This window comes from Bradyrhizobium sp. SZCCHNR1051, assembly GCF_032489615.1.
Lineage (GTDB): Bacteria > Pseudomonadota > Alphaproteobacteria > Rhizobiales > Xanthobacteraceae > Bradyrhizobium.
Window position 1 is genome coordinate 159,873 of sequence record NZ_JAUEYJ010000007.1, and the last position, 22,745, is coordinate 182,617.

Below are 22,745 nucleotides of genomic sequence, written 5' to 3' on the forward strand. Positions count from 1 at the left end.
GATCCGCCTCGAATGACTCTCATTGAAGCCAAGCAAATCGGTATCGAATTTCCGGTCGCGCCGCCGAACGCACGATCATTCCGGCATCTGGCCATCAAGGCGGCCTCACGCGTCGGCGGCCGGGTCTCGAAGAGCGACGGCTCGTTCCAGTTCGTCCAGGCGCTCGACGACATCAGCTTCACCCTGAAGCAGGGCGACCGGCTCGGCCTGATCGGCCACAACGGCGCCGGCAAGACCACGCTGATCCGCGTGCTCGCCGGCATCTACGAGCCCACGCGCGGCTCGTTGCGGGTCGTCGGACGGAACGTTCCGATGTTCGACATCGGTCTCGGCATGGACGAAGAGGCGTCGGGGTATGAGAACATCAGGACGCGCGGCCTGATCCTGGGGCTCTCGCCCGAGGAAATCGAGCAGCGCGTGCCGGAGATCGCCGAATTCGCCGAGCTCGGCGATTATCTGGAGCTGCCGATCCGGACCTATTCCTCAGGCATGCTGCTGCGTCTCGTGTTCTCGATCGCAGCCTCGATTCACGGCGACATCATCCTGATGGACGAGTGGATCGCGGTCGGTGACGCGCAGTTCCGCAAGAAGACCCACGGCCGGCTGCAGGACATCACGATGCGCTCGGGAATCGTCGTGCTCGCCACCCATGATCATGGCCTGCTTCGCGACACCTGCAATCTCGGGCTCTATCTCGATGGCGGCCGCGTGCGGGCCTTCGGCGCCCTGGACGATGTTCTCAAAGAGCTGCCCAAGGTTTGAGCGGCCGGGCTCGACAGCATGCGGCAGGAAGCTCGCTGAACCATGACCACGACGACCGCCCGCGCCGCCTCCCCGACCGTCACGCTGGTCGTCCCGAACTTCAACCACGCCCACTACCTGCCCGAGTCGCTCGGCAGCATCGCGAACCAAACCCGAGCCCCAGACCGCGTCATCATCATCGACGACTGCTCGACGGATGACAGCATCGTGGTCATTTCACGCTTCGTAGCGGACCGGCCGAGCTGGCGGCTGATCCGCCACGACGCCAACCAGGGCGTCGTGCGCGGCCAGAACGAGGCGCTGGCGATCGCGGACACCGAATGGATCGGATTTCTCGGCGCCGACGATGCGCTGCATCCGGCCTATCTCGAAAAGGCGATGGCGCAGGCGGCCAACCATCCCGAAGCCGGCCTGGTCTTCGCCTGCTGCGAGATCATCGGCCCTCAGGGGCCGTCCGCAAGACGGATGCTGCGGCCGATGATGCTGCCCGCGTCGTCATCGGCGATGCTGGCGCCCGCGGACGTCCGCCGAATCCTGCGGCAGGGCGACAACTACTTCTCCGGCACGACCTCGCTCTATCGCCGCACGGCCTTGCAGGCGCTCGGCGGGTTCGACGTCAAGCTCGGCTCGTTCTCCGATGCCTTTCTCGCCCGGCGGCTGGCCTTGACCTATGGCTGCTACTTCGTCGCCGAGGCGCTCGGCTACTGGCGCATCCACGGCCAGAACTATTCGACGGCGACGGCAACCGATCCGGCGGTGCTCAACGCCAGGCTGGCCGACATCGGCGCACTGATTGCTCAGAGCAAGCTGTTCCCGGAAGGGTATGAGGAGGTCTTCGCGCGGCGCAATCGCTTCGGCGCGGCACGGATGGTGCTGGACGGCGATACGCCCCCGGCGGCCAAGGCCGCGCGCGTATCCGCATTGATCGACGGCAATGCATTCGACACGTACGTGCTTGGATTGATGTTGAGCTTAGGACGCTTGGGCCATTTGGCTGCGCTGGCCTGGATCACGCTGCGGACGCGGCCGATGTCGTTGACGCGCCTGCTCGCCCAGCACGGGGCGCGACGTCAGATCATCTCCGCAACGCCAGCGTACCGCGCGCCATGACGAAGCGCGCCCCCTTCGGTTCTCTGCGTCATCGCTTTGGCAAGCGGCAGCTGACGTCCCCTCCGACTCCCAGCGTGCCCGCCGCACCGCCCTTGCAGGCGCCACGAAGCCGCTGGTCGCCGCGGACGTGGCTGACGGCATCGGCGTTCCGTCTCTATGCGTTCCTGAGCGCGCGGCGCCGGCAATTGCTGCCGCTGACCACCCGCACCGCCGACATCGTCGACAGCAGGCTGGTCGTTGCGCCGGCCGGGGCGACGCTGCTCCGGCTGATGGATCGGCAACTGGCAAGGGGATCGCGCCTCGGCCGTTTGCTGGCGCTGACGACCTCGACCACGCTGGCCGCGGCCGCGCAGGTTCATCTCGCCGCGAGCCGCAAGCCGAGCGCGCTGCGTGCAGTGCGGATCTTGAACCTGATCTTCCGCAGCAACGTGCGCGCGCGGGCCGGTGTGGGCGCGCAGGCCTATTTCACCACCCTGGCGCTGTGCAGCGCCTATGACCGGATCGTGCGTGAGGTGCCACGGCCCGAGACGATCGACAGCTTCGCGATCAATTTCGCGGTCGGCGTCGCTCACATGTATCGCGGCAATCTTCCGGTCGCGGCGCATTTCCTGACAGCGGCTGCGGCTTCGGGCGACGGCAACGCGTTGCGCAAGCTCGGTGCCGTCCATGCCCTGGCGGGCGACCACGTCCAGGCCGCCGCGTGCTTCAAGGCGTCAGTCGCACGCGATCCCCGCTCGGTGATGGCGCACCAGAACTATGCCGGCGGCTATGATCCATCGACCTACACGCCGAGCGCCTGGGAGCTGGAGCATGCCGGCGAGCTCCTGATCTACGACAATCTGATCCAGCTCGGCGAGAACTTCTATCACCAGGGCCGTTACGAGGACACGTTCCGCTGCTATCAGGCCGCGCTCGACCATCAGGACGCCTTGGCGCGCAAATGGTCGATTCCCGACGCGCTGATCCAGCGCATCGCCTCCACCAGCAACATCTTCGATCCCGCGCTTCCGGTCCGACTGCTCGGCTACGAATGGGTGACGCTGATCGGCCACATCGGTTTCATCGACTGCCATTTGCGCATGGCCGCGCTCGGCATGCTGCCGCGCGCCAACTACGTGCTGCTTGCCCCGCCAAGCAAGGTCGTCAACCAGCCTTTCCTCAAGCTGTTCGCGCCGCATGTCACGATCGTCGAAGACCCCGCTCTCGTCGACGATCTGCTGCCCTATCAGCGTTTGGTCGGCGACCAGTTCATCGCCGTCCGGGGCAAGGACGGCCTGGCCGAGCCATGGGCCCACGCGGCGTCGCGTGCGCAGGTCGCCTGGGCCGAACAGCAGCGCCGACCGATCGTGAAGGTCCCATCGGAGCTGATGGAAACCGGGGCTGCCAGGCTGCGCGCCGCGGGTGTCACCGCCGACTGGTTCGTCGCGATGCACATCCGCGAGGGCGGCTATCACGGCGACGGGCCCGGCACCACGCGGCAGCATCGCTCCGCCAATGTCGGCGACTACCTCGACGCCATCGCCGCGATCACCGCACGCGGCGGCGCCGTGGTCAGGCTCGGCGATCGCAGCATGACGCCGCTGCGCGGCATGGCCGGCGTGTTCGACTACGCGCACAGCGACATCAAATCGGCGGAGATGGACCTCTATCTCTGCGCCGCCGCTCGTCTGTTCGTCGGCACGACATCGGGCCTGACCACGGCCGTGCAGGCACTGGGAACGCCGATGCTGCTGGTCAACTGCATCTCCAACGACTGCCAGTTCTGGCATGAGCACACCGACTTCACCGTGCGCCCGGTCTACGACCGCCGTACGCGGCGCTATCTGTCGCTACGTGAGACCTATCGTCAGCCCTTGCAGGCGCTGCTGATCGACACAGCCGTGCTGGCGCGTCACGGTCTCGATATCCATCCGAATACCGCGCAGGACATCGCCGCAGCGGTTCGCTACAAGCTCGACTGCCTGGACGAACCAGGCCGGTCGTTGCGCGCAGGAGGGCCCCTGCTCGATCGCTATCGCGCCGCACTCAGCGGCAATCCCTATAACTTTGGTGCTGCATTACCAGTGCCGGATTTTCTCGATCGGCTCCCGGAATTGCTGGGATGAACGCGCGACCGAAGCCCGTTCGATCGACGCCCACATCAGTCGCCACCCGTCGTTTTCCGCACTCTCGCAACGCCCATTAACCTTCGGGCAAGACGATCGGCCTGATAGGTAACGTCGGCACGGTCGCGAATCGCCTCGAGCGAGACTCGGCATTTGCGATCCGTGCTCCGTCGATCCGAACGGCAGGGACTGAGGCAATGCCAGCGTTGTTACAGGGCTCCCCTAACACCGACCCGATCGACGAGGGGGTCGGCCCTCCTCCGTCCAACCCCGTCGAGCTTCCCGAAGAAGCCGTCGAATCCCTGCTCGCGCAAGGCGATTTCGCGGGTATCGGCGCCGTCACCGCGGTGAGCGCCGGCGGACTGACGATCAACCTGCTGTTCGACACGGCGGCGATGAATGCGCCTGCGAGCTTTCGCGCCGGCATTCAGCAGGCCGCCGCGATCCTCACCTCGATGATCTCGGATCGCATCACCGTCAATATCAAGATCGACTATAGCGGCGTCGGCGGCGGCGCGGCGGCCGGTCCTGACGGCGGTCAGTGGATGAGCTACTCCTCCGTCAGGTCCAACCTGATCAACTATGCCAGCCCAGGCGATACCACCTTCAATGCCTTGCCGGCGGGATCCAGCATCCAGGGACAGTCCTACGTCGCGGTGTGGAATTCGCAGCTGAAGCTGTGGGGCGGCCTCGGTGCCAACGATGCGACCACCGACGACGGCAGCGCGACCTTCGCGACCGACATCAACTCAAACCTGCTGGTCGGCGTGGCGCTGCACGAATTGACGCACGCGTTCGGCCGCGTGCCCTACGGGCCGCAGCCGGACGTGTTCGATCTGTTCCGCTTCTCCAGCCCGGGCGTCCGGCTGATGACCGGCGGCGCGACGGCGGGGACCGCCTATTTCTCCCTCGATGGCGGCTATACGAAGCTCGCGGATTACGGCCAGTCCTCGGACCCCAGCGACTTCCTGAACAGCGGCGTGCAGGGCGGCAACGATCCGTTCAACGAATTCTACACCTACAGCACGCTGCAGACGTTGACGGCCGTGGATCTCAAGCAGATGGACGCGCTCGGCTTCCATCTCGTTTCCGCAACGCCGGTGACGATCGAGGCGCTGGGATCGACCAGCCTGGTCCAGCTCGGACTGAGCTACTTCCTCAATCCGGTCGGCGGCGGCACCGGACCGCAGATCAAGTTCGGCGGCAGCGTCGTCCAGCCCGGACAATTGGGCGGCTGGACCCCGATCGCGGGCGAGACCAGCGGCAGCGGCTATCAGGTCGCCTGGAAGATGTCGGGTGCGGATCTCTACACGGTGTGGAATGTCGACAGCAGCGGCAACTACACCGGCAACGCCATCGGCGGCGTCTCGGGAGGCACGGCCGCATTCGAGGCGTTCGAGATGTCCTTCCATGAGGACTTGAACGGCGACGGCATGATCGGCATTCCGACGACCGTCATCGAGGCCGTCGGATCGACCAGTCTCGTCCAGGCCGGCAACGGCTATTTCCTCAATCCCGTCGGTGGTGGCACGGGCCCGCAAGTGAAGTTCGGCGGCGCCAATCTGGTGGTCGGTCAGCTCGGCGGCTGGACGCCGATCGCCGCCGACGTCGTGGGCAGCGGCTATCAGATCGCCTGGAAGATGGCCGGCGCCGACCTCTATACCGTTTGGAACACCGACAGCAGCGGCGTCTACACGAGCAATGCGATCGGTGCTGTCAGCGGGACCGACAGCGGCCTGGAAGCGCTGGAAACCAACCTCCACCAGGATCTGAACGGCGACGGCACGATCGGAATTCCGACCACCGTCATCGAAGCGCTGGGATCGACCAGCCTCGTGCAGTCTGGGTCCAGCTACTATCTGAACCCGGTCGGCGGCGGCACAGGTCCGCAGGTCAAGTTCGGCGGCTCTGTTCTCGTGGTCGGTCAGCTCGGCGGCTGGATGCCGATTGCGGCGGACACCGTCGGCGGCGGCTATCAGATCGCCTGGAAGATGACCGGCGCGGACCTCTACACGGTCTGGAACACCGACAGCAGTGGCGCCTATACGAGCAACGCCATCGGCGCCGTCAATGGCACCAACAGCGGGCTGGAAGCGCTGGAGACGAACCTCCATCAGGATCTGAACGGGGATGGCACGATCGGCATCCCCTCGGCCGTGATCGAATCCCTGGGGTCGACGAGCCTGGTGCAATCCGGTTCGACCTACTTCCTCAATCCGGTCGGTGGCGGCACCGGGCCACAGATCGTGTTCGGCGGCAGCGTCGTCACCGCGGGTCAGCTCGGCGGCTGGAACCCGATCGGCGCGGAGAGCTCCGGCGGCGGCTACCTTGTGGCCTGGAAGATGGCGGGCGTCGATCTCTACACGGTCTGGAATACCGACAGCGGCGGCGCTTACGTCAGCAATGCAATCGGCGCCGTCCCGGGCGGCTCGGCAGCGCTGGAGACGCTGGAGACCAGCTTCCATCAGGATCTGAACGGCGACGGCACCATCGGTGTGCCCGCTCACGTCGCGGCGAGCACGCAAGCCGTGACGCTGGCCGGTGGCCCGGACGTGGTCCTGACGGTGCCCGGCAGCTTCGGCGGCTATCTGATCGGGTTCGGCAGCAGCGGCGATCAGATCGACCTCAACAGCATCTCCTACAACTCGCTGCGGGCGCAATTCGATGACAGCAGCGGGCTGCTGTCGCTCAGCGACGGCGCGAGCAGCACCTCCCTGCATTTCCTCGGACCGCTGTCGCAGGACAGTTTCCGTTTCACCGAAGACGGCCAGGGCGGCACGATGATCGCCGCGACCGCGGGTCCGGCGAGCGGCCCCCTTCCGCAAGCCGTCTCCTTGGCAGGACATGACAGCTTCGTCTTCGCCGAGCATTTCGGTCAGGTCAGCATCGCCGACTTCCATCTGGGCAGCGACACGCTCGTCGTCAGCCACAACCTGTTCGCAAGTCAGGCGGCGCTGTTGGCGTCGATTCACGACGATGCGGCCGGCAACGCCGTGATCACCGATGCCGCGCAGGACACGATCACCGTCCAGCACGTCACGACGGCGGACCTGCTGACCCATTTGTCCAGCTTCCACCTGGTCTGATCGGCACGCCAGCAGTCTTCGGGGCGGGCTGACGGGAGCAATCCGACGCAACGCCCTCTCCGATCTCTGCCTCTGTCCGGAGTGGCCCCCCCTGCGAAGGCTAGCTTGAACCCGCGGCAATAGCCGTCCTCCTGAATACAATCAATGGTTGAATTCGATCGGACAGATCGAACAATGGCGTATGGTCGGAGCCGCCATTCTTCGGTACAATTTTATACAAGATCGAGGGGCATCACTGCACGATGCTTCAATTCCATTTCGCCTGTCGGCCTCGAGGACAGGATCACCATCGTTGCATGCATGCTTTACGAATCTGGCCGCACCGAAGACATCCCTGACCGTTGGCGTGAAGCTGCCGAGTCCCTCATTTTCGATCCTGCTGCTGGCCGTTATGAGTTGCATGTGCAGCAGCCTGCCGCGGACGTCGCGGACGAACCCAAGCCGGCCTCCACCATCGAGCAGACGCAGCACGGCCCGGCCGAGCAGATCGATCTCACGGCCCCAGCGCCGACCGCCGATGCTCCGAGCGAGACGCCCGGCATCCTCGCGCAAGGCGACGCCGGGGCAACGGTGGTCGCACAGTTCTTCGACGTGAGCGCGCGGGCCCAGACGTCGGCGCAGGAGGCGGCAGAGCCAACGGCTTGGACGGTGGCCGCCGGCTCGACCTGGCAAGTCACCCAGGAGACGTCCGTCGATCCGACCACACCGATTGCCGGCAACGTCTCCATCGAACCGGCGCATGCCGGGCAGAGCATCAACTCGAGCGGAGTCGTCCTCTCGATCAGCGTCGAGATGTGGTCAAGCGCCAGCGCTTCGCTGCAGACATGGTCGCTGAGCGGCCCCGGAAAGGTTGCGACAGCGCACGCCGGACCGAGCGGCGAGCCCGCGCCGTCGCTTCAGGACGCGGTGACGGAAGCCATCGCGTCGGCCGCGAATGGACAGGGTGCGACCAGCGCCCAGGTCGTGCAGGCGCTCGGCGGAAATTCCACCGGCGTGACGGGAGCCGGTCTCAAGATCGGTGTCCTCTCCAGCAGCTTCGACAATCTCGGCGGCGCGACGGCTGACGAAGCCAGCGGAGCCTTGCCCTCCGCTTCCAAGATCCAGATCTTGAAGGACATGCCCTCCGGGGGCAGTGACGAAGGCCGTGCGATGATGCAGATCATCCACGACATCGCGCCCGATGCGAGCCTTGCGTTCTATACGGCGTTCCAGAGCGAGCAGGATTTCGCCAACGGCATCATCGCGCTTGCCAATGCCGGCTGCAAGGTCATCGTCGATGATGTGAGCTACTCCGACGAGCCGTTCTTCCAGAACGGCATTGTCGCCCAGGCCATTCAGACCGTTCAGGCCATGGGCGTGACCTATGTGACGTCAGCCGGCAACAATGGAAGCTCGGCCTATCAGACGTCCTGGACCTCGATCTCCGGCAGCATCGGAGGAATGTACTACGATGGCAATGCGCTGAGCTTCGGCGGCAACATCGCGCAAACCATCACCGTGACCGCGGGCGCCAACCTGCTCGTGCAATGGGACCAGGCTTGGGGTCAAGCCGCGTCGCATCTCTCGGTCAACGTGTACCAGAATGGACAATACCTCGGACACGTTCCCAACAGTTATCAGAATCCGTGGATCGGCCTGCATTTCTCGGTGTCCGGCACCTATCAGATCGTCATTGCGGACGTTTCGGGCCCCACGCCATCGACGATCAAGGAGATCCTGGCTGGCAACGGTGTCCCCGTGTCCATCACCGGCGCCAATGTCGGAACGGTTTTCGGTCACGCGATGACACCGGGGGTGATCACCGTCGGAGCGGTCAATAGCGCCAATACGCCGGCCTTTGGCTATACCCCGGTCTCGGAAAGCTTTTCGTCATCGGGAGCCGGAACCGAGATCCTGTTTGCCAACGACGGCACACGCCTCGCAACGCCGCTTCAGCTCAGCCCTGTCGTGGTCTCCGGCATCGACAACATCGCAACGACGGTCTCGGGTTTCACCGCCTTTTACGGCACGTCTGCAGCCGCCCCCAGCGTTGCTGCGATCGCGGCCTTGATCCTGACGGCCAATTCGACGCTGAGCTACGCCGACGTCTCGGAGATCCTGCAGCAGACCGCCATACCGATGAGCAACCAGGCGGTGGCCGGCGCGGGTCTCGCCCAGATCAATCCTGCCGTCGGTGCGGCGCCCTATTTCGCCAACACCATCGTCGAGGCGCTCGGATCGGTCAGCCTCGCCCAGTACGGCGTGATCTACGATCTCAACACCATCGGGACCAGCATTTCGGTGGCGCTGCGGTTCAACGGCGCCAACGTGGTCGTTCACCAGCTCAGCAACTGGATGCCGATCGGCGTCGAAGCCAATGGAGGCGGCGGCTACGAAGTCGCCTGGAAATTCCAGGGTCAGGATCTCTACACCGTCTGGAACGTGGACAGCAGCGGCAACTACAACGGCAACGCGATCGGCGCCGTCTCCGGAAGCTCGTCCGCTTTCGAAACGTTCGAGACGTCGTTCAATCAGGATTTGAACGGCGACGGCACGATCGGCGTCGTCACCACGGTCATCGAAACCGTGGGGACCACCAGCCTCGTACAGTCCGGCAACGGCTATTTCCTCAATCCGGTCGCAGGTGGGACAGGTCCGCAGATCAGTTTCAACGGCAGCACCGTCAGCCCCGGACAGCTCGGCGGCTGGACACCGATCGCTGCGGAAGCCGTCGGCAGCGGCTATCAGATCGCCTGGAAGATGGCGGGCAGCGACCTCTACACGGTCTGGAACGTCGACAGCAGCGGCAACTACACCGGCAATGCCATCGGCGCAGTGAATGGGACCAGCAGCGCGCTCGAGGCGCTGGAGCTGAACTTTCACCAGGACCTGAACGGCGACGGCATGATCGGCATTCCGAGCACGGTCATCGAGGCCGCGGGATCGACAAGCCTGGTGCTGGCCGGGTCGAGCTATTTCCTCAATCCCGTCGGCGGCGGCACCGGCCCGCAGATCATGTTCGGCGGCAGCATCGTGACCGTCGGTCAGCTCGGCGGCTGGGCGCCGATCGCCGCGGAGACGTCCGGCAGCGGCTATGAGATCGCCTGGAAAATGGCGGGCGCCGATCTCTACACCGTCTGGAACACCGACAGTAGCGGCAACTATACCGGCAACGTCATCGGCGCGGTTGCGGGAAGCTCCGCATCCCTGGAAGCGCTGGAGCCCAGCTTCCACCAGGATCTGAACGGCGACGGCACCATCGGCGCCCCGAGCGTGACGCCGGGCGGCAGCGTGATCGAAGCGCTAGGGTCGACCAGCCTGTCGCTGTCGGGCACGACCTACCTGATGGCGCCGGTGTCGGGAGGTACCGCAACGCAGGTCATGTTCGGCGGCAGCGTCATCGTTGCCGGCCAGCTCAGCGGCTGGGCGGCGATCGCTGCGGAGGCCTCGGGCAGCGGCTATCAGGTCGCCTGGAAGATGAACGGTGCCGACCTCTACACGGTCTGGAACACCGATAGCAGCGGCAACTACACCGGCAATGCCATCGGCGCCGTTTCCGGCAGCTCGTCGTCCCTTGAAGCCCTCGAGAGCAGCTTCCATCAGGACCTGAATGGCGACGGCACGATCGGGATCCCGACCATCAGCTCGCTGACGGCGAGCGCACAGGCGGCCACGACGTCGGGCGCTGTCGATCTGGTCCTCGCCGCGCCATCCTTCAGCGGCAATCTCATTGGATTCGGCGGCACGGCCGCTCAGATCGATCTCAAGAGCATCGCATTCACGTCGCTTCAGATGCATTTCGACGAGACGAGCGGAATGCTGTCGCTGAGCGATGGAACGAACAGCGCGTCGCTGCATTTCGTCGGCCCGCTGTCGCAGGACAACTTCCACTTCGCCACTGACGGCCAGGATGGCACTTTGATCTCCGGCACTTTGATCTCGGGCGTGGCAGCGTCAGCAGGCGGCACGGCATCCCAATCGGTGTCGCTGCAGGGTCACGACACCTTCGTGTTCGCCGAGCACTTCGGTCAGGTGAGCATTTCCGACTTTGCGGTCGGCACCGACAAGATCGCGTTCAGCCAGAGCATCTTCGCAGACCCGTCCGCATTGCAGGCCGCCATCCACGACGACGCCGCGGGCAACGCCGTCATCACCGATGCGGTACTGGACACCATCACGATTCAGCACGTGTCGACGGCCGAGCTGCTGTCTCACCTGTCGAGCTTCCATCTGGTCTGAGGACCGGCGGCATTCGAGGCGTCGTCTCCGCCGTTCGGGGTCGAAGGGTGCCCGGCAGGTGGTTTTCCGCCCGTCACAGGACAGATAACGGCTCGCGCGAGGGTCGCTCTTGGCCTATACGGCGCTTCGACCGCCCGAGATCGTGAGTTTGATGTCCCCGCCCCGCTTCCCTTCGCCGCGCCGCCTGCTCTACGTGGCCAACGAGGACTACGCCTTCCTGATGCACCGCCTGCCGATGGCGCGCGCAGCGCGCGAGGCCGGCTACGAGGTGCATGTCGCGACCAACGTCAATGCCGGCGCCGCCGCGATCGCCGCCGAGCGCTTCATGCTGCATCCGATCCCATTCCAGCGCGGCGGGCTGTCGCCGTCATCAGCCCTGCCCACGATCCGCGCGATCCGCGCCGTCGAGGCTGCGATCAGCCCCGACGTGGTGCATCATTCCGGATTGCAATCGAGCGTGCTCGGATCGCTCGCCGCGCTGGGACGCACCACTCCGGTCGTCAATGCCATGACCGGCCTCGGCTATGTGTTCACGTCGGCGAGCTGGCGCTCGCGTCTGCTCAAGCAGGGCCTGCTGTGGCTGCTGCCGCGGCTGATGAACCGGGTACCGAGCTGCGTGCTGGTGCAGAATCCGGATGATCGCGACGCGCTTCAAGCCATGGGCGTCCGGGGCGACAAGATCACGCTGATCCCAGGCTCGGGCGTCGACACCGATCGCTTCCAGCCGCTGCCGGAGCCGGACGGACCGATCACCTTCGGCTTCGCAGGAAGGCTGCTGACCGACAAGGGCGTCCGCGCCCTGGTCGCTGCGCACCGCATGCTGCGCCAGCAGGGCCGCGACGTCCAGTTGCTGATCGCCGGCTCGCCTGATCCGGCCAATCCTGCCTCGGTCTCGGCCGAGGAGGTCGAGGCCTGGCGGAAGGAACCGGGCATCACCCTGCTCGGCCAGATCAAGGACATCACCGAGCTCTGGCGCCGCTGCCACGTCGCCGTGCTGCCGTCGCATCGCGAAGGACTTCCGGTCAGCCTGCTGGAGGCCGCCGCCTGCGCCCGGCCGCTGATCTCCACCAATGCACCCGGCTGCCGCGAGATCGCGATCCACGGCCAGACCGGCCTCTCCGTGCCGGTCGAGGACGCGCCCGCGCTGGCGCAGGCAATGGCGCAGCTGGCGACCTCGCCCGAGCTGCGCGCCCGCTATGGCGCGGCGGCCCGTCAACTGGTCGAGGACAAGCTCTCGGCTAGGATCATCGGCCGCTCGGTGGTCGCGCTCTATGACCGCCTCACCTCGGCGCCGGACGCGCGCGGATGATCGTCCATCCAGCCGCAATTCTCGTCACCATTGCCGTGCTCGCGGCCGCAATGTGCGGTGTGCTGATCGTGCTGCTGCGCCCGGTGCTGCAGCGCTACGCGCTGGCGCGGCCCAACGCGCGCTCCTCACACAAGATCCCGACGCCCCAGGGTGCCGGCATTGCCGTCGTCGGCGCAACGCTTGTGGTCGGCGGCGCCTTTGCATCCGTGACGGGCTTTGCACCGCTGCTCATGCTGTTCATCGCGGCACCGATGCTGGCGCTGGTCGGCCTGGTCGACGACATCCGGCCGATCCCGGTGCTGCCGCGCCTGGTCCTGCAGGGATTGGCCGTCGGCCTCGTCGTATTCACCGCGCCTGACGATCTCAGGCTGTTTCCGGTCCCGCTAGCGGTCGAGCGCACGCTGCTGCTGGTCGCCGGCCTCTGGTTCGTCAACCTCGTCAACTTCATGGACGGGCTCGACCTGATGACCGTGGCCGAGGCCGTGCCGATCACGGTGACTCTCGCCCTGTTTGGCCTCTCCGGTGAACTGCCCTGGCCGGCGACCGCCATCGCTGCGGCGCTGGGTGGCGCCATGCTCGGCTTTGCGCCCTTCAACCGTCCCGTCGCAAAAGTCTTTCTCGGTGATGTCGGCAGCCTGCCGATCGGGCTGCTGCTCGGCTGGGGCCTGCTCCATCTTGCCTGGCAGGGCTACGTCGCGGCGGCGCTCCTGCTGCCGCTCTATTATCTGATCGACGCCACTTTCACCCTGTTGCGGCGGATGGCACGGCGCGAGCCATTCTGGGCGGCGCACCGCACGCATTTCTATCAACAGGCCACCGATAACGGCTTCACCGTCTCGCGCGTCGTCAGCGAGGTGTTCATCCTCAATGTCGTGCTTGCGACGCTCGCAGTCATCTCGGTCGCGCAGCGTTCCATGACGGCCGACGCCATCCTGCTCGTCTTCGGTCTCGGCGCCGTCACCTGGGTGCTGAGCCGCTTCTCGCGGCGGCGCCATTGAAGACTCAGGCCGCGCTCGAGCCGAATTCCGGCACCGCATCCTTCAGCACCGACTTGATCGTCACCGGATCATTGCGCGCGATCGCCTGATCGAGCGCAGCGATCCATGCCTTCAGCGTCTGCATCGGAGGCTCGTTCGGGGTGGCCGCCATGACGCCGGCGACGCCGATCTCGACCGGCGGCTCCTCGCTCGCGAACAGGATCTCGTTCAGGCGCTCGCCGGGCCGGATGCCCGTGAACACGATCTCGACGTCGTAGCCGGGCTGCAGGCCGGACAGGCGAATCATGCGCTCGGCCAGATCGACGATGCGGACGGGCTGGCCCATGTTCAACACATAGACCGAGACATCCGGGCGCTGCGGCGCCAGCGCATGCGAAGCCGCCGTGATCACGAGATCGCAGGCCTCGCGGATCGTCATGAAGTAGCGCACCATGTCCGGGTGCGTCACCGTGACGGGGCCGCCCGCCTCGATCTGCGCCTTGAACTTCGGCACCACCGAGCCGTTGGACGCCAGCACGTTGCCGAATCGCACCGAGATCAGCCGCATCGGCGGCCGGCCCGCCGGCCGGTCGGCGAGCTGGCGATCCAGCGCCTGGCAGTACATTTCGGCGAAGCGCTTGGTGAGACCGAGCATCGACACCGGCTCGATCGCCTTGTCGGTCGAGATCATCACCATGGCCTCGGCCCCTGAGGCCACCGCGGCATCGGCCACGTTGATGGAGCCGAAGATGTTGGTCTTGACGCCCTCGCTCCAGTCGCGCTCGAGGATCGGCACGTGTTTCAGCGCCGCCGCGTGGAAGACCAGATCCGGCTTGAACTCGCCGATCAGCGCGAACACCCGGTCGCGATCGCGGATGTCGGCGATGCGCCCCTCGACGGCGACGTTCGCCTCGGGATCGGCGGCGAGCGCCTCGGTGATCGCATAGAGCGCCGGCTCGGAATTCTCCAGAATGAGCAGCCGCGCCGCGCCGAATGCCACGACGCGCTGGCAGATCTCGGCGCCGATCGAGCCGCCGCCGCCGGTCACCACGACGGTTTTGCCACGCACCAGCGCTTCCAGCCGGCCGTAATCGATCTTCTCGCTCGGCCGCAGCAAGAGGTCCTCGACCGCGACCGGCGCGAGCCTTGGCGCATCGCCACTCTCCAGCGACGGCAGGCGGCTCACGATCAGGCGCAACCGGCGCGCCCGCATCAGGAAGGTCTCCGGATGACAGTCCGGATCGAACGCGGTCGGCATCATCAGGGCGCGCGCGATCGGCCGATCGCGACGGGCAAAGTCGGCGGCGACGTCCTCGACATCATCGATCCCGCCCAACACCGGCACGCCGCGGATCAACTGCCCCCGGTCGGCGGTCGACGGCGAGAGAATGCCGATCGGCCAGATGCGCTTGACCGCGCCGCTCTCGATGCCGCGCAGCACGACCTCGGCGTCGGCCGCACGGCCGATCAGGAGCGCGGGGGCGGCGTCCTCGGACCGCGCGTGCCGTCGCACCCGCGTATAGCGGAAGTAGCGATAGGCGAAACGCAGCGCGCTCAGCGCAAAGATCTCCAGGAACCAATAGAGAATGATCGTGAGCTTGCCGAAGAAGAAGGTGCCGCGGACGTTCGGCGCGACGATGATGTAGTCGAGCACCAGCAGCGCCAGCGTCAGCACGGTCGCGACGCGGACGATGTTCAGCGCGTCCGGCAGCGAGATGAACCGCCACTTCGTCGTCAGAAGGTTCGAGAAGTAGAAGACGACGAAGCTGAAGGCGATGAAGTACGGCAGGATCTGCAAGAGCAGCGGCACCCGCTCCCAGAAGGTGCTGGCGCCTTCGAAGCGGATATAGAACGCCGCGAACAGCGCGACGACGCTGACCAGGAGGTCATGCGCGGCGATCAGCAGGTTCCGGGAGGTGAGTTGCGAGAGGCGCGTCATGCTGTGACGGGCTCCGCATCGGGCTTTATCCTCGATCGCAGCACCATGCCGCCGGCCACGCCGACGCCGATGACATACATCCACCCCTCGTGGAAATCGAAGATGTGGGAATTGAACAGCGAGGTGAAGATGTTCTGCACGACCACGAGAAGTCCGATCCAGGGCGCCAGCCCGTCACCGCGGAACAGCAGGAGGTGCGCGGCCCACATCGCGTAGAGAATGACGATCCCGAACGCTCCCCATTGGACCGCGACGTAGAGCGTCTGATTGTGCGGATTGCCGACGACCTGGCTCGAGGAGAGGTCGCGCGACCCGCTCGCGGCCAGCTCGAACAAGTGACGCGTCGAGCCCGAGCCGTGTCCGATCAGCGGCGCGTCGGCCAGGAACCGCAACGACTTGCGCCAGAATTCGAGCCGCTCGCCGATCGACGTGACGGCGCGATCGTTCCTGTAGTCCTGATATTGGCTCGTGAACGTCGCCACCTTGCCCTGCAATTGCGGGGACACGGTCCATGCAGCGAGACCCAGCGCAAGGGCACCGGCCGCGATCAGCAGGTTGTCGCGCCATTTCAAATGGATCAGCCCGAACACCGCAAGCAGGATCGGGATCGTCACCAGCGCGGTGCGCGAGACAACGATGAAGATCATGTTGGCGAGGAACGCGATCATGATCGCAGTGAGCAGGCCGGCCGGCACGAAGCGGCGGGCGCGCAGCAGCTGGGCGATCGGATAGGCCAGCGCCACGGCGCAGAGCGAGAACTCCTGGCCCTGGTCGATGTAGTTCTTCACGAAGATGCCGCGATCGGCATTGGCCTTGAGCGCGAGCGCAGGATTGAACGCGACCGCGGTCGACACCACGACCATCAGCACGCAGGAGGCGAGAAACGCGGCGAAGACCCACAGCCCGCGCTCCGACCGCTGGAAATGGTAGAGCAGCGCAGGCAGCACCAGAAGCTTCGCCGCCGGTCCCACCGCGTAGAGCCGTGCGCCCCACGCCACGTCCGACCACAGCGTTCCGACCAGCGCCAACAGGAAGAGCGCGATCGGCGCCAGCGAGATCGGCCGCTTCAGGACCTGCAGCAGACGCTCGACGTCGAGAAACGGCAGCATCGTGATCAGCATGACCACGCCCAGGATCGACACCAGCGACGTCGACCACGGCAGCGACGCCGCCAGCAGAATCGCCACGACATCGACCGTCGTCCGCCACGCCGCCGGATCGCGCCAGCGGCGCGCCAGCAGCGCTGGGCCGGGATGACCTGCCAGCGCGCTCATTGCGCCTCGCTCCGGGCGCGATCGACCAGCGCGGTCGTGCTGTGCCCTTTCAGGATGTCGATCAGAATCACCTCGCCGCCGGCGGCTTCGACGACCTCGTGCCCTACCACCTGTTCGCGCGTATAGTCGCCGCCCTTGACCAGCACGCTTGGCCGGACCAGCTCGATCAAGCGGAGCGGCGTGTCCTCCGCGAAGATGGCGACGACATCAACCGCCTCGAGCGCGGCCAGGACCTCGGCGCGCGCGCGCTCGTCCTGAACGGGGCGGCTCTCGCCCTTCAGCCGCCTGACCGAGGCATCGCTGTTCAGCCCGACCACGAGACGGTCGCAGGCGGCGCGCGCCGCGGTCAGCACCTTGACGTGGCCGGGATGCAGAATGTCGAAGCAGCCATTGGTAAAGCCGACGCGCAGGCCCTCTCCCCGCCACCCCTCGACACGGGCGGCGAGTTCGTCATCGCTCTCGATGATCTTTTCCTCAGCGGCACGATAGGCATGCGGCAGGATCTTTCGGCGCAGTTCGGCCGATGTCACGCTGGCGGTGCCGTGCTTGCTGACGGCCACCGCCGCAGCGGCGCTCGCCATCCGCAACGCATCCGCCCAGGCGGCGCCGGCCGCGAGCGTCGCGGCAAGCACGGCAACAACCGTGTCGCCGGCGCCGGAGACGTCGCGCACCTTCACGGGATAGGCCGGCACGTGAATCGGATCGCCCTCGCGCGGTACCAGCGTCATGCCGCGCTCGCTCTGCGTCACCAGAATTGCCTCGCAGTCGGCGAGATAGATCGCATCCTGCGCGGCTGCGGCGATCTCGTGCCCGGTTTCGGCCCGGCTGCGGGTCGCTTCCGAAAACTCCTTGCGGTTCGGCGTCAGCACGCTCGCGCCGCGATAGATCGCGAGATTTGCGCTCTTGGGATCGACGATCACGCGCTTGCCGGCCTTGCGGGTCGCGTCGATCACGTTGCGCAGGACGCGCGCGGTGAGCACGCCCTTGGCGTAGTCCGACAGCAGCACGATGTCGGCCCGCGCAATCAGCGGCAGGATGGCCTCGATCAGCTTCTGCTCGACCTCGCCGATCGCCGGTGAGGCGCGCTCCCAGTCGGCGCGCAGCATGTGGGTGGAGAAATGCTCGGAGACGAAACGCACCTTGCGCGTCGTCGGCCGCGAGGGATCGCGCACAAGCACGCTCTCGATGCCGCCCTCCTTGGCGAGCTCGGCCTCCAGCTGGTCGCCGGCCGCATCCTGCCCGACGAGGCCGACGAAGATGCAGCGGGCGCCGAGCGCGGCGATGTTGCGCGCGACGTTGCCGGCGCCGCCGATGTTGATCTCGCTGCGCTGAACCGCGATGACAGGCGCCGGCGCTTCGGGGGAAATCCGCGACACCTCGCCATAGACGAACTCATCCAGCATGAGGTCGCCGATGCACAGCACCGTCTGGCGGGCGATCGCTTGCGAGAGATCGTCAAAGTCGAACATCAGCGGCAGTCTCGGTGAGTGGTCAGAACCAGATCGTCTAGCGGAAGCGGTCGGTAGAATCGAGATAGTCTCGGACATAGCCAGCGACCGCGTCCTCGAGCGACGTGAAGCCGCCGTTGTAGCCGGCGGCCAACAGCCGGTCGACCTTGCTCTGGGTGAAATACTGGTAGCTGCCGCGAATCGCTTCGGGCATGTCGATGTACTCGATCCGGGGCGTCGCACCGAGCGTGGCATAGGCCGCCAGCATCATGTCCTTGAAGCTGCGCGCCTGTCCCGTGCCGACGTTGAACAGGCCCGAGACGGAGGGAGAGGCCAACAGCCACAGCATCACGCGGACGACGTCGTCGACGTAGATGAAGTCGCGGCGCTGGTCGCCATCGGCGATGCCTTCACGGTGCGACTTGAACAGTTGCAGGGTGTGCCCGGCCTTGATGTCGTCGAAGCGGCGGGTCAGCACGCTCATCATCGATCCCTTGTGGTATTCGTTGGGACCGAACACGTTGAAGAACTTGAGCCCGGCATATTGTGGCGGCAGCCTTTCGCCGCGCTCGGCGCGCGCAGCGACCGCCATATCGAACAGATGCTTGCTCCAGCCATAGAGATTCATCGGCCGCAGCGTCTTCAGCGCCGCGAGCGACGGATCATCCACGAAGCCCTGCGCGCCGTCGCCATAGGTCGCCGCCGACGAGGCGTAGATGAACGGCGTGGAACTTTCGGTGCACCAGTCGAGCAGGCGCAGCGAACTCCGGAAATTTTGCTCCATCACGAGGTCGCCGTCGGTGACCGTCGTGGCGGAAATGGCTCCCATGTGCAGGACGGCGTCGAGCCGACGGCCCCTTAGCCATTCGCCCAGATCGGATGGCGGCACGACGTCCGCCAGCTGCCGCTTGGCGAGGTTGCGCCACTTGCCCTCGCTGCCGAGCGTGTCGCAGACCACGACATCCGTGCGTCCCGCGTCGTTCAACGCCGCAACCAGATTCGATCCGATAAACCCGGCGCCGCCGGTCACCAGCAACATTCAGCAACCCGTCCTGATCCCGAAAACCCCGCCCTCGCGTAGCGCATGCGACGGCAAAGTGTAAGCGCTTTGGTGTCGGCTCGCTCGGGCCACTTTACCTGCGGCGGCCGAGCGGCTACCAGCGCGCCAAAGCCAGGCAGACAAAGAATGAATTCGAATTCGACCAAGGTCGAGGTGGACGCGGCGGACACCAGCCCGATCCTGATCATTCCCTATATGTGGATCGGCGATTTCGTGCGCGGCCACACCGTCGTGCGGGTGCTCAAGGAGCGCTGGCCGAACCGGCCGGTCGACCTGCTGGTGACCTCGCTGTGCGCGCCGCTGGTGGATTACATGCCCGGGGTCCGCTCCGGCATCGTCTGGGATCTGCCGCGCAGCCGGCTGGCGCTCGGCCGGCAATGGCAGCTCGCCGCGATGTTGCGCGAACGTCGCTATCGGACCGCCCTGGTGATGCCGCGAACCTGGAAATCGGCGCTGGCACCGGCGCTGGCCGGCATCCCCGAGCGGGTGGGCTTCGTCGGCGAGGTCCGCTTCGGCCTGCTCAACCGCTGGCGCTGGGGCGAGAAGGCGCTGCCCCGCTTCATCGACAAGAATGCCGCGCTGGCGCTGCCCGACGGGGCGCCGCTGCCGCCGGAATGGCCGGTCCCGCAGCTGCGGGTGCCGCCTGAGGACGTCGCGCGCTGGCGCGAGGCCAATGACCTGGGAAACAGCCCGGCCGTGGCGCTGGCACCGGGGTCGGTGGGTGCCGCCAAGCGCTGGCCCTATTACGGCGAGGCGGCCCGGCTGTTGCGCAATGCCGGCCTCGACGTCTGGGTGGTCGGCGGCCCCGGCGAGAAGGCGCTGGCCGCCGAGATTGTCGCCACCGGCGGACCGGCCGTCCGCGACCTGACTGGAACCGACTTGCGCAACGGTATCCTGGCCATGGCCGCGGCCGGCGTCGCCATCTCCAATGATTCGGGGCTCATGCACATCGCCGCGGCGCTGGGGACGCCGACCATGGGTATCTTCGGTCCGACCAGCCCCTACCATTGGGCGCCGCTGAACGGTCTTGCGGCGACGGTCCAGACCAGGACACAGGTCCTCTGCCAGCCCTGCCACCGCCCGGTCTGCCGGATGAACGACCACCGCTGCATGCGCGACATTCCGGCGACCGATGTTGCCACCATCGCCCAGCGGATCCTTGCTGACGCGGCCATACCGGTCGTGCACTAGCTTGCGAAGCGGCACCGCGCCCCATACACCGGCCCTGACGTAACCCGAGCCGCCACGTGACCCGCGCCCCCGACCCAATCGCCAACCATCTCGCCCGCTCCCGCGCCGCCATGGAGCGCGCCGCCGACGATGCCGCGATGCTCGCCAGCGCCCGACGGATCGCGGCGAGGATCATCGCGGCGCTGCGCGGCGGCCACAAGCTGCTCATCGTCGGCAATGGTGGAAGCGCGGCGGACGCCCAGCACATAGCGGCCGAGATCGTCGGCCGCTACAAGCAGGAGCGGCCGGCCTACGCCGCCATCGCGCTGACCACCGACACCTCGGCGCTGACCGCGATCGGCAACGACTACGGCTTCGATCATGTCTTCGCCCGTCAGGTCGAAGGGCTCGGTACACCGGGCGACGTGCTGCTGGCGATCTCGACCTCCGGCCGCTCGCCGAGCATCCTCAATGCGCTGCGCAAGGCGCGCGAGCGCGGGCTGGTCACGGTCGGCTTCACCGGCGCCAAAGGCCTCGCGATGGGCGAATCGTGCGACGAGATGCTGGTGGCGCCGAGCGACGACACGCCGCTGATCCAGCAGATCCACCTCGCGACGGCGCACGGCATCTGCGAGGTGATCGAAGCGGCGCTGATGCAGGACGAGGGCTAGATGACGACTGCTCAGCTCAAGCCGGCGGCGTTTCTCGACCGCGACGGCGTCATCAATCACGACGACAACTACATCGGCTCGCGCGAGCGCATCCGTTGGATGCCGAATGTGGCCCACGCGATCCGGCGCCTCAATGACTCCGGCTATCACGTCTTCCTGTTCACCAACCAGTCCGGGGTTGCCCGCGGTCTGTTCAGCGAAGACGACGTCATGGGTCTGCACGACTGGATGCGGGCGGAGCTCGCGGCGCAGGGGGCTGTGATCGACGACATCCGCTATTGCCCCTACCACACCGAAGGCTCGGTCGAGCGCTATCTGCGCGAGCATCCCTGGCGCAAGCCGGCGCCCGGCATGATCCTCGACCTGATGCAGCACTGGCCCATCAGGCGCGAGGGCAGCTTCGTGATCGGCGACCGCACCTCGGACATCGCCGCCGCCGAGGCGGCCGGCCTGCCCGGCTTCCTGTTCGCCGGCGGCGATCTCGATGCGTTCGTCGCCGACATCATCGCTCAGACCAGTCGCCGATAAACGGCGGCGATCTTGTCGGCCTCGGCCTCGAGGCTGAATTTCTCCACCACGCGCTGCCGCGCCCGCGCGCCCATCGCCTGCGCCGCATCCGGATCGCGCATCAACGGTTCGAGCGCAGCGACCAGCGCATCGACGTCGCCCGGCGGCACCAGCACGCCGGTGATGCCGTCCTCGACCACGATCTCCGCCGCGCCGGCGCGCGCCGCGACCAGCGCCGCTCCTGCCGCCATCGCCTCGATCAGCGTGAGACCAAAGCCTTCGTTGCGCGAGGTGAAGGCGTAGATCGTGAGACGCTGGTACCAGCGCTGCACCTCGGCGATGTCGAGTTCGCCGGTGATGACGATGCGCTGCTCCAGGCCCGCGGCGGCGATCTGCTTCTTCAGCTCGCTCGCGAACGGCATCTGCTCGGGCGTCACGGCGCCGACCAGCACGGCGGAAAAATCCGGAAAACGCGGCAGCAGCCGGCACATCGCGGCGACGAACACATCGCTGCCCTTCTGCGCACGGACGCGGCCGAAGCAGCCGATGGCATGTTTTCCCGGCAGTCCGCTCTCGGCGAAGGCCGCGGCGCGATCCGCTGGCGGCGTATAGATCTCGGTGTCGACGCCATGCGTCACCACCGTCGCGTCGCGCTTCAGATAGGACGCCGAGATGTCGCTGGTCGCGATGATCGCGTCCATGCGGCGGATCAGCCAGCGCGTGATCCAGCTGTGATGGCGCTGCGCGGCCGAGGTGAACACCAGCTTGAACGGCCAGCCGAGCGCGCGCATGATCACGCCGACGATCATCTCGTTGTTGCGGCGCGCGTGCCAGATCAGCGGCCGCCGCCGACCCCACAGCTTGAAGAGATCGCTCGCACCGATCCGCGCAATCCCATCCGGCGCGTAGGAGCCGAGCCAGGCGGCGCGCACGCGCTGCGCCAGCTTCGGCGCCACCATCCGGTTGGTCGCCGTCACGCCGGAATAGCGCCGGTGCAGGTTGGGCACGATCACGTCGAGATCGGCGGCAGAAACACGCTCGGCTTGCACCACTCACTCCAATTGCAGCGGTTCCCTATACGCAACATTAAGCATCGCCGCCAGTTCGCT

15 protein-coding genes are annotated in these 22,745 nt (G+C 66.4%); 10 read left to right on the plus strand and 5 right to left on the minus strand.

Annotated elements, in window-relative coordinates; genetic code table 11:
• The first annotated feature begins 12 nt into the window (after positions 1-12).
• The 7 genes from QW868_RS10645 (at position 13) to QW868_RS10675 (ending at position 13,588) form a co-directional block, all read left to right on the plus strand.
• Entirely contained in the window at positions 13-762 is a 750-nt protein-coding gene (locus QW868_RS10645; protein WP_315738923.1) for an ABC transporter ATP-binding protein, read from the plus strand.
• A 42-nt stretch (positions 763-804) separates the two neighbouring features.
• Positions 805-1,872 carry a glycosyltransferase family A protein gene (locus QW868_RS10650; RefSeq protein ID WP_316230521.1) on the plus strand — a complete coding sequence of 356 codons (1,068 nt, stop codon included), beginning with the start codon at positions 805-807 and terminating at the stop codon, positions 1,870-1,872.
• Positions 1,869-3,977, plus strand: a complete 2,109-nt coding sequence (locus QW868_RS10655) for a TIGR04372 family glycosyltransferase (RefSeq protein WP_316230522.1) — start codon at positions 1,869-1,871, stop codon at positions 3,975-3,977. The genes QW868_RS10650 and QW868_RS10655 overlap by 4 nt, the downstream gene beginning before the upstream one ends.
• Before the next feature lie 197 nt (positions 3,978-4,174).
• A complete protein-coding gene (locus QW868_RS10660; protein ID WP_316230523.1) occupies positions 4,175-7,063 on the plus strand; it encodes an NF038122 family metalloprotease in 2,889 nt (962 codons plus the stop codon).
• A 300-nt stretch (positions 7,064-7,363) separates the two neighbouring features.
• On the plus strand, positions 7,364-11,281 hold the full coding sequence (locus tag QW868_RS10665) for a S8 family serine peptidase (RefSeq protein ID WP_410051287.1): 3,918 nt from the start codon (positions 7,364-7,366) through the stop codon (positions 11,279-11,281).
• A gap of 151 nt (positions 11,282-11,432) precedes the next feature.
• On the plus strand, positions 11,433-12,590 hold the full coding sequence (locus tag QW868_RS10670; protein ID WP_316230525.1) for a glycosyltransferase family 4 protein: 1,158 nt from the start codon (positions 11,433-11,435) through the stop codon (positions 12,588-12,590).
• Positions 12,587-13,588 (plus strand): glycosyl transferase, encoded by a 1,002-nt coding sequence (locus QW868_RS10675; protein WP_316230526.1) that lies wholly within the window; start codon positions 12,587-12,589, stop codon positions 13,586-13,588. Before QW868_RS10670 ends, QW868_RS10675 begins: the two co-directional genes overlap by 4 nt.
• 4 nt (positions 13,589-13,592) lie before the next feature.
• Here QW868_RS10675 and QW868_RS10680 read toward each other — a convergent pair whose 3' ends face one another.
• The 4 genes from QW868_RS10680 to rfaD are packed head-to-tail and all read right to left on the minus strand — an operon-like array spanning position 13,593 to position 19,267.
• The gene (locus tag QW868_RS10680) at positions 13,593-15,506 is read right to left on the minus strand and encodes a nucleoside-diphosphate sugar epimerase/dehydratase (protein WP_316230527.1); all 1,914 of its coding nucleotides are present in this window, start codon (positions 15,504-15,506) and stop codon (positions 13,593-13,595) included.
• Complete coding sequence (locus tag QW868_RS10685) at positions 15,503-16,780, minus strand: O-antigen ligase family protein (RefSeq protein ID WP_316230528.1); 1,278 nt, start codon at positions 16,778-16,780, stop codon at positions 15,503-15,505. The genes QW868_RS10680 and QW868_RS10685 overlap by 4 nt, the downstream gene beginning before the upstream one ends.
• Positions 16,777-18,249 (minus strand): D-glycero-beta-D-manno-heptose-7-phosphate kinase, encoded by a 1,473-nt coding sequence (rfaE1, locus tag QW868_RS10690; protein ID WP_316230529.1) that lies wholly within the window; start codon positions 18,247-18,249, stop codon positions 16,777-16,779. The genes QW868_RS10685 and rfaE1 overlap by 4 nt, the downstream gene beginning before the upstream one ends.
• Positions 18,250-18,286: 37 nt before the next feature.
• Positions 18,287-19,267 carry an ADP-glyceromanno-heptose 6-epimerase gene (rfaD, locus tag QW868_RS10695; RefSeq protein WP_315798960.1) on the minus strand — a complete coding sequence of 327 codons (981 nt, stop codon included), beginning with the start codon at positions 19,265-19,267 and terminating at the stop codon, positions 18,287-18,289.
• A gap of 147 nt (positions 19,268-19,414) precedes the next feature.
• On the opposite strand from rfaD, the gene waaF reads away from it, so the two are divergent.
• From waaF to QW868_RS10710, 3 genes are all read left to right on the plus strand, one after another.
• Positions 19,415-20,479: a lipopolysaccharide heptosyltransferase II gene (gene waaF / locus QW868_RS10700; protein WP_316230530.1), complete on the plus strand. Its 1,065-nt coding sequence runs from the start codon at positions 19,415-19,417 to the stop codon at positions 20,477-20,479.
• A gap of 110 nt (positions 20,480-20,589) precedes the next feature.
• Complete coding sequence (locus QW868_RS10705) at positions 20,590-21,129, plus strand: D-sedoheptulose 7-phosphate isomerase (RefSeq protein WP_409998114.1); 540 nt, start codon at positions 20,590-20,592, stop codon at positions 21,127-21,129.
• Positions 21,130-21,657: an HAD family hydrolase gene (locus tag QW868_RS10710; RefSeq protein ID WP_315759124.1), complete on the plus strand. Its 528-nt coding sequence runs from the start codon at positions 21,130-21,132 to the stop codon at positions 21,655-21,657.
• On the opposite strand, the gene QW868_RS10715 is transcribed toward QW868_RS10710, so the two are convergent.
• Positions 21,639-22,685, minus strand: a complete 1,047-nt coding sequence (locus tag QW868_RS10715) for a glycosyltransferase family 4 protein (protein WP_316230531.1) — start codon at positions 22,683-22,685, stop codon at positions 21,639-21,641. The genes QW868_RS10710 and QW868_RS10715 overlap by 19 nt on opposite strands.
• Between the last annotated feature and the right edge of the window lie 60 nt (positions 22,686-22,745).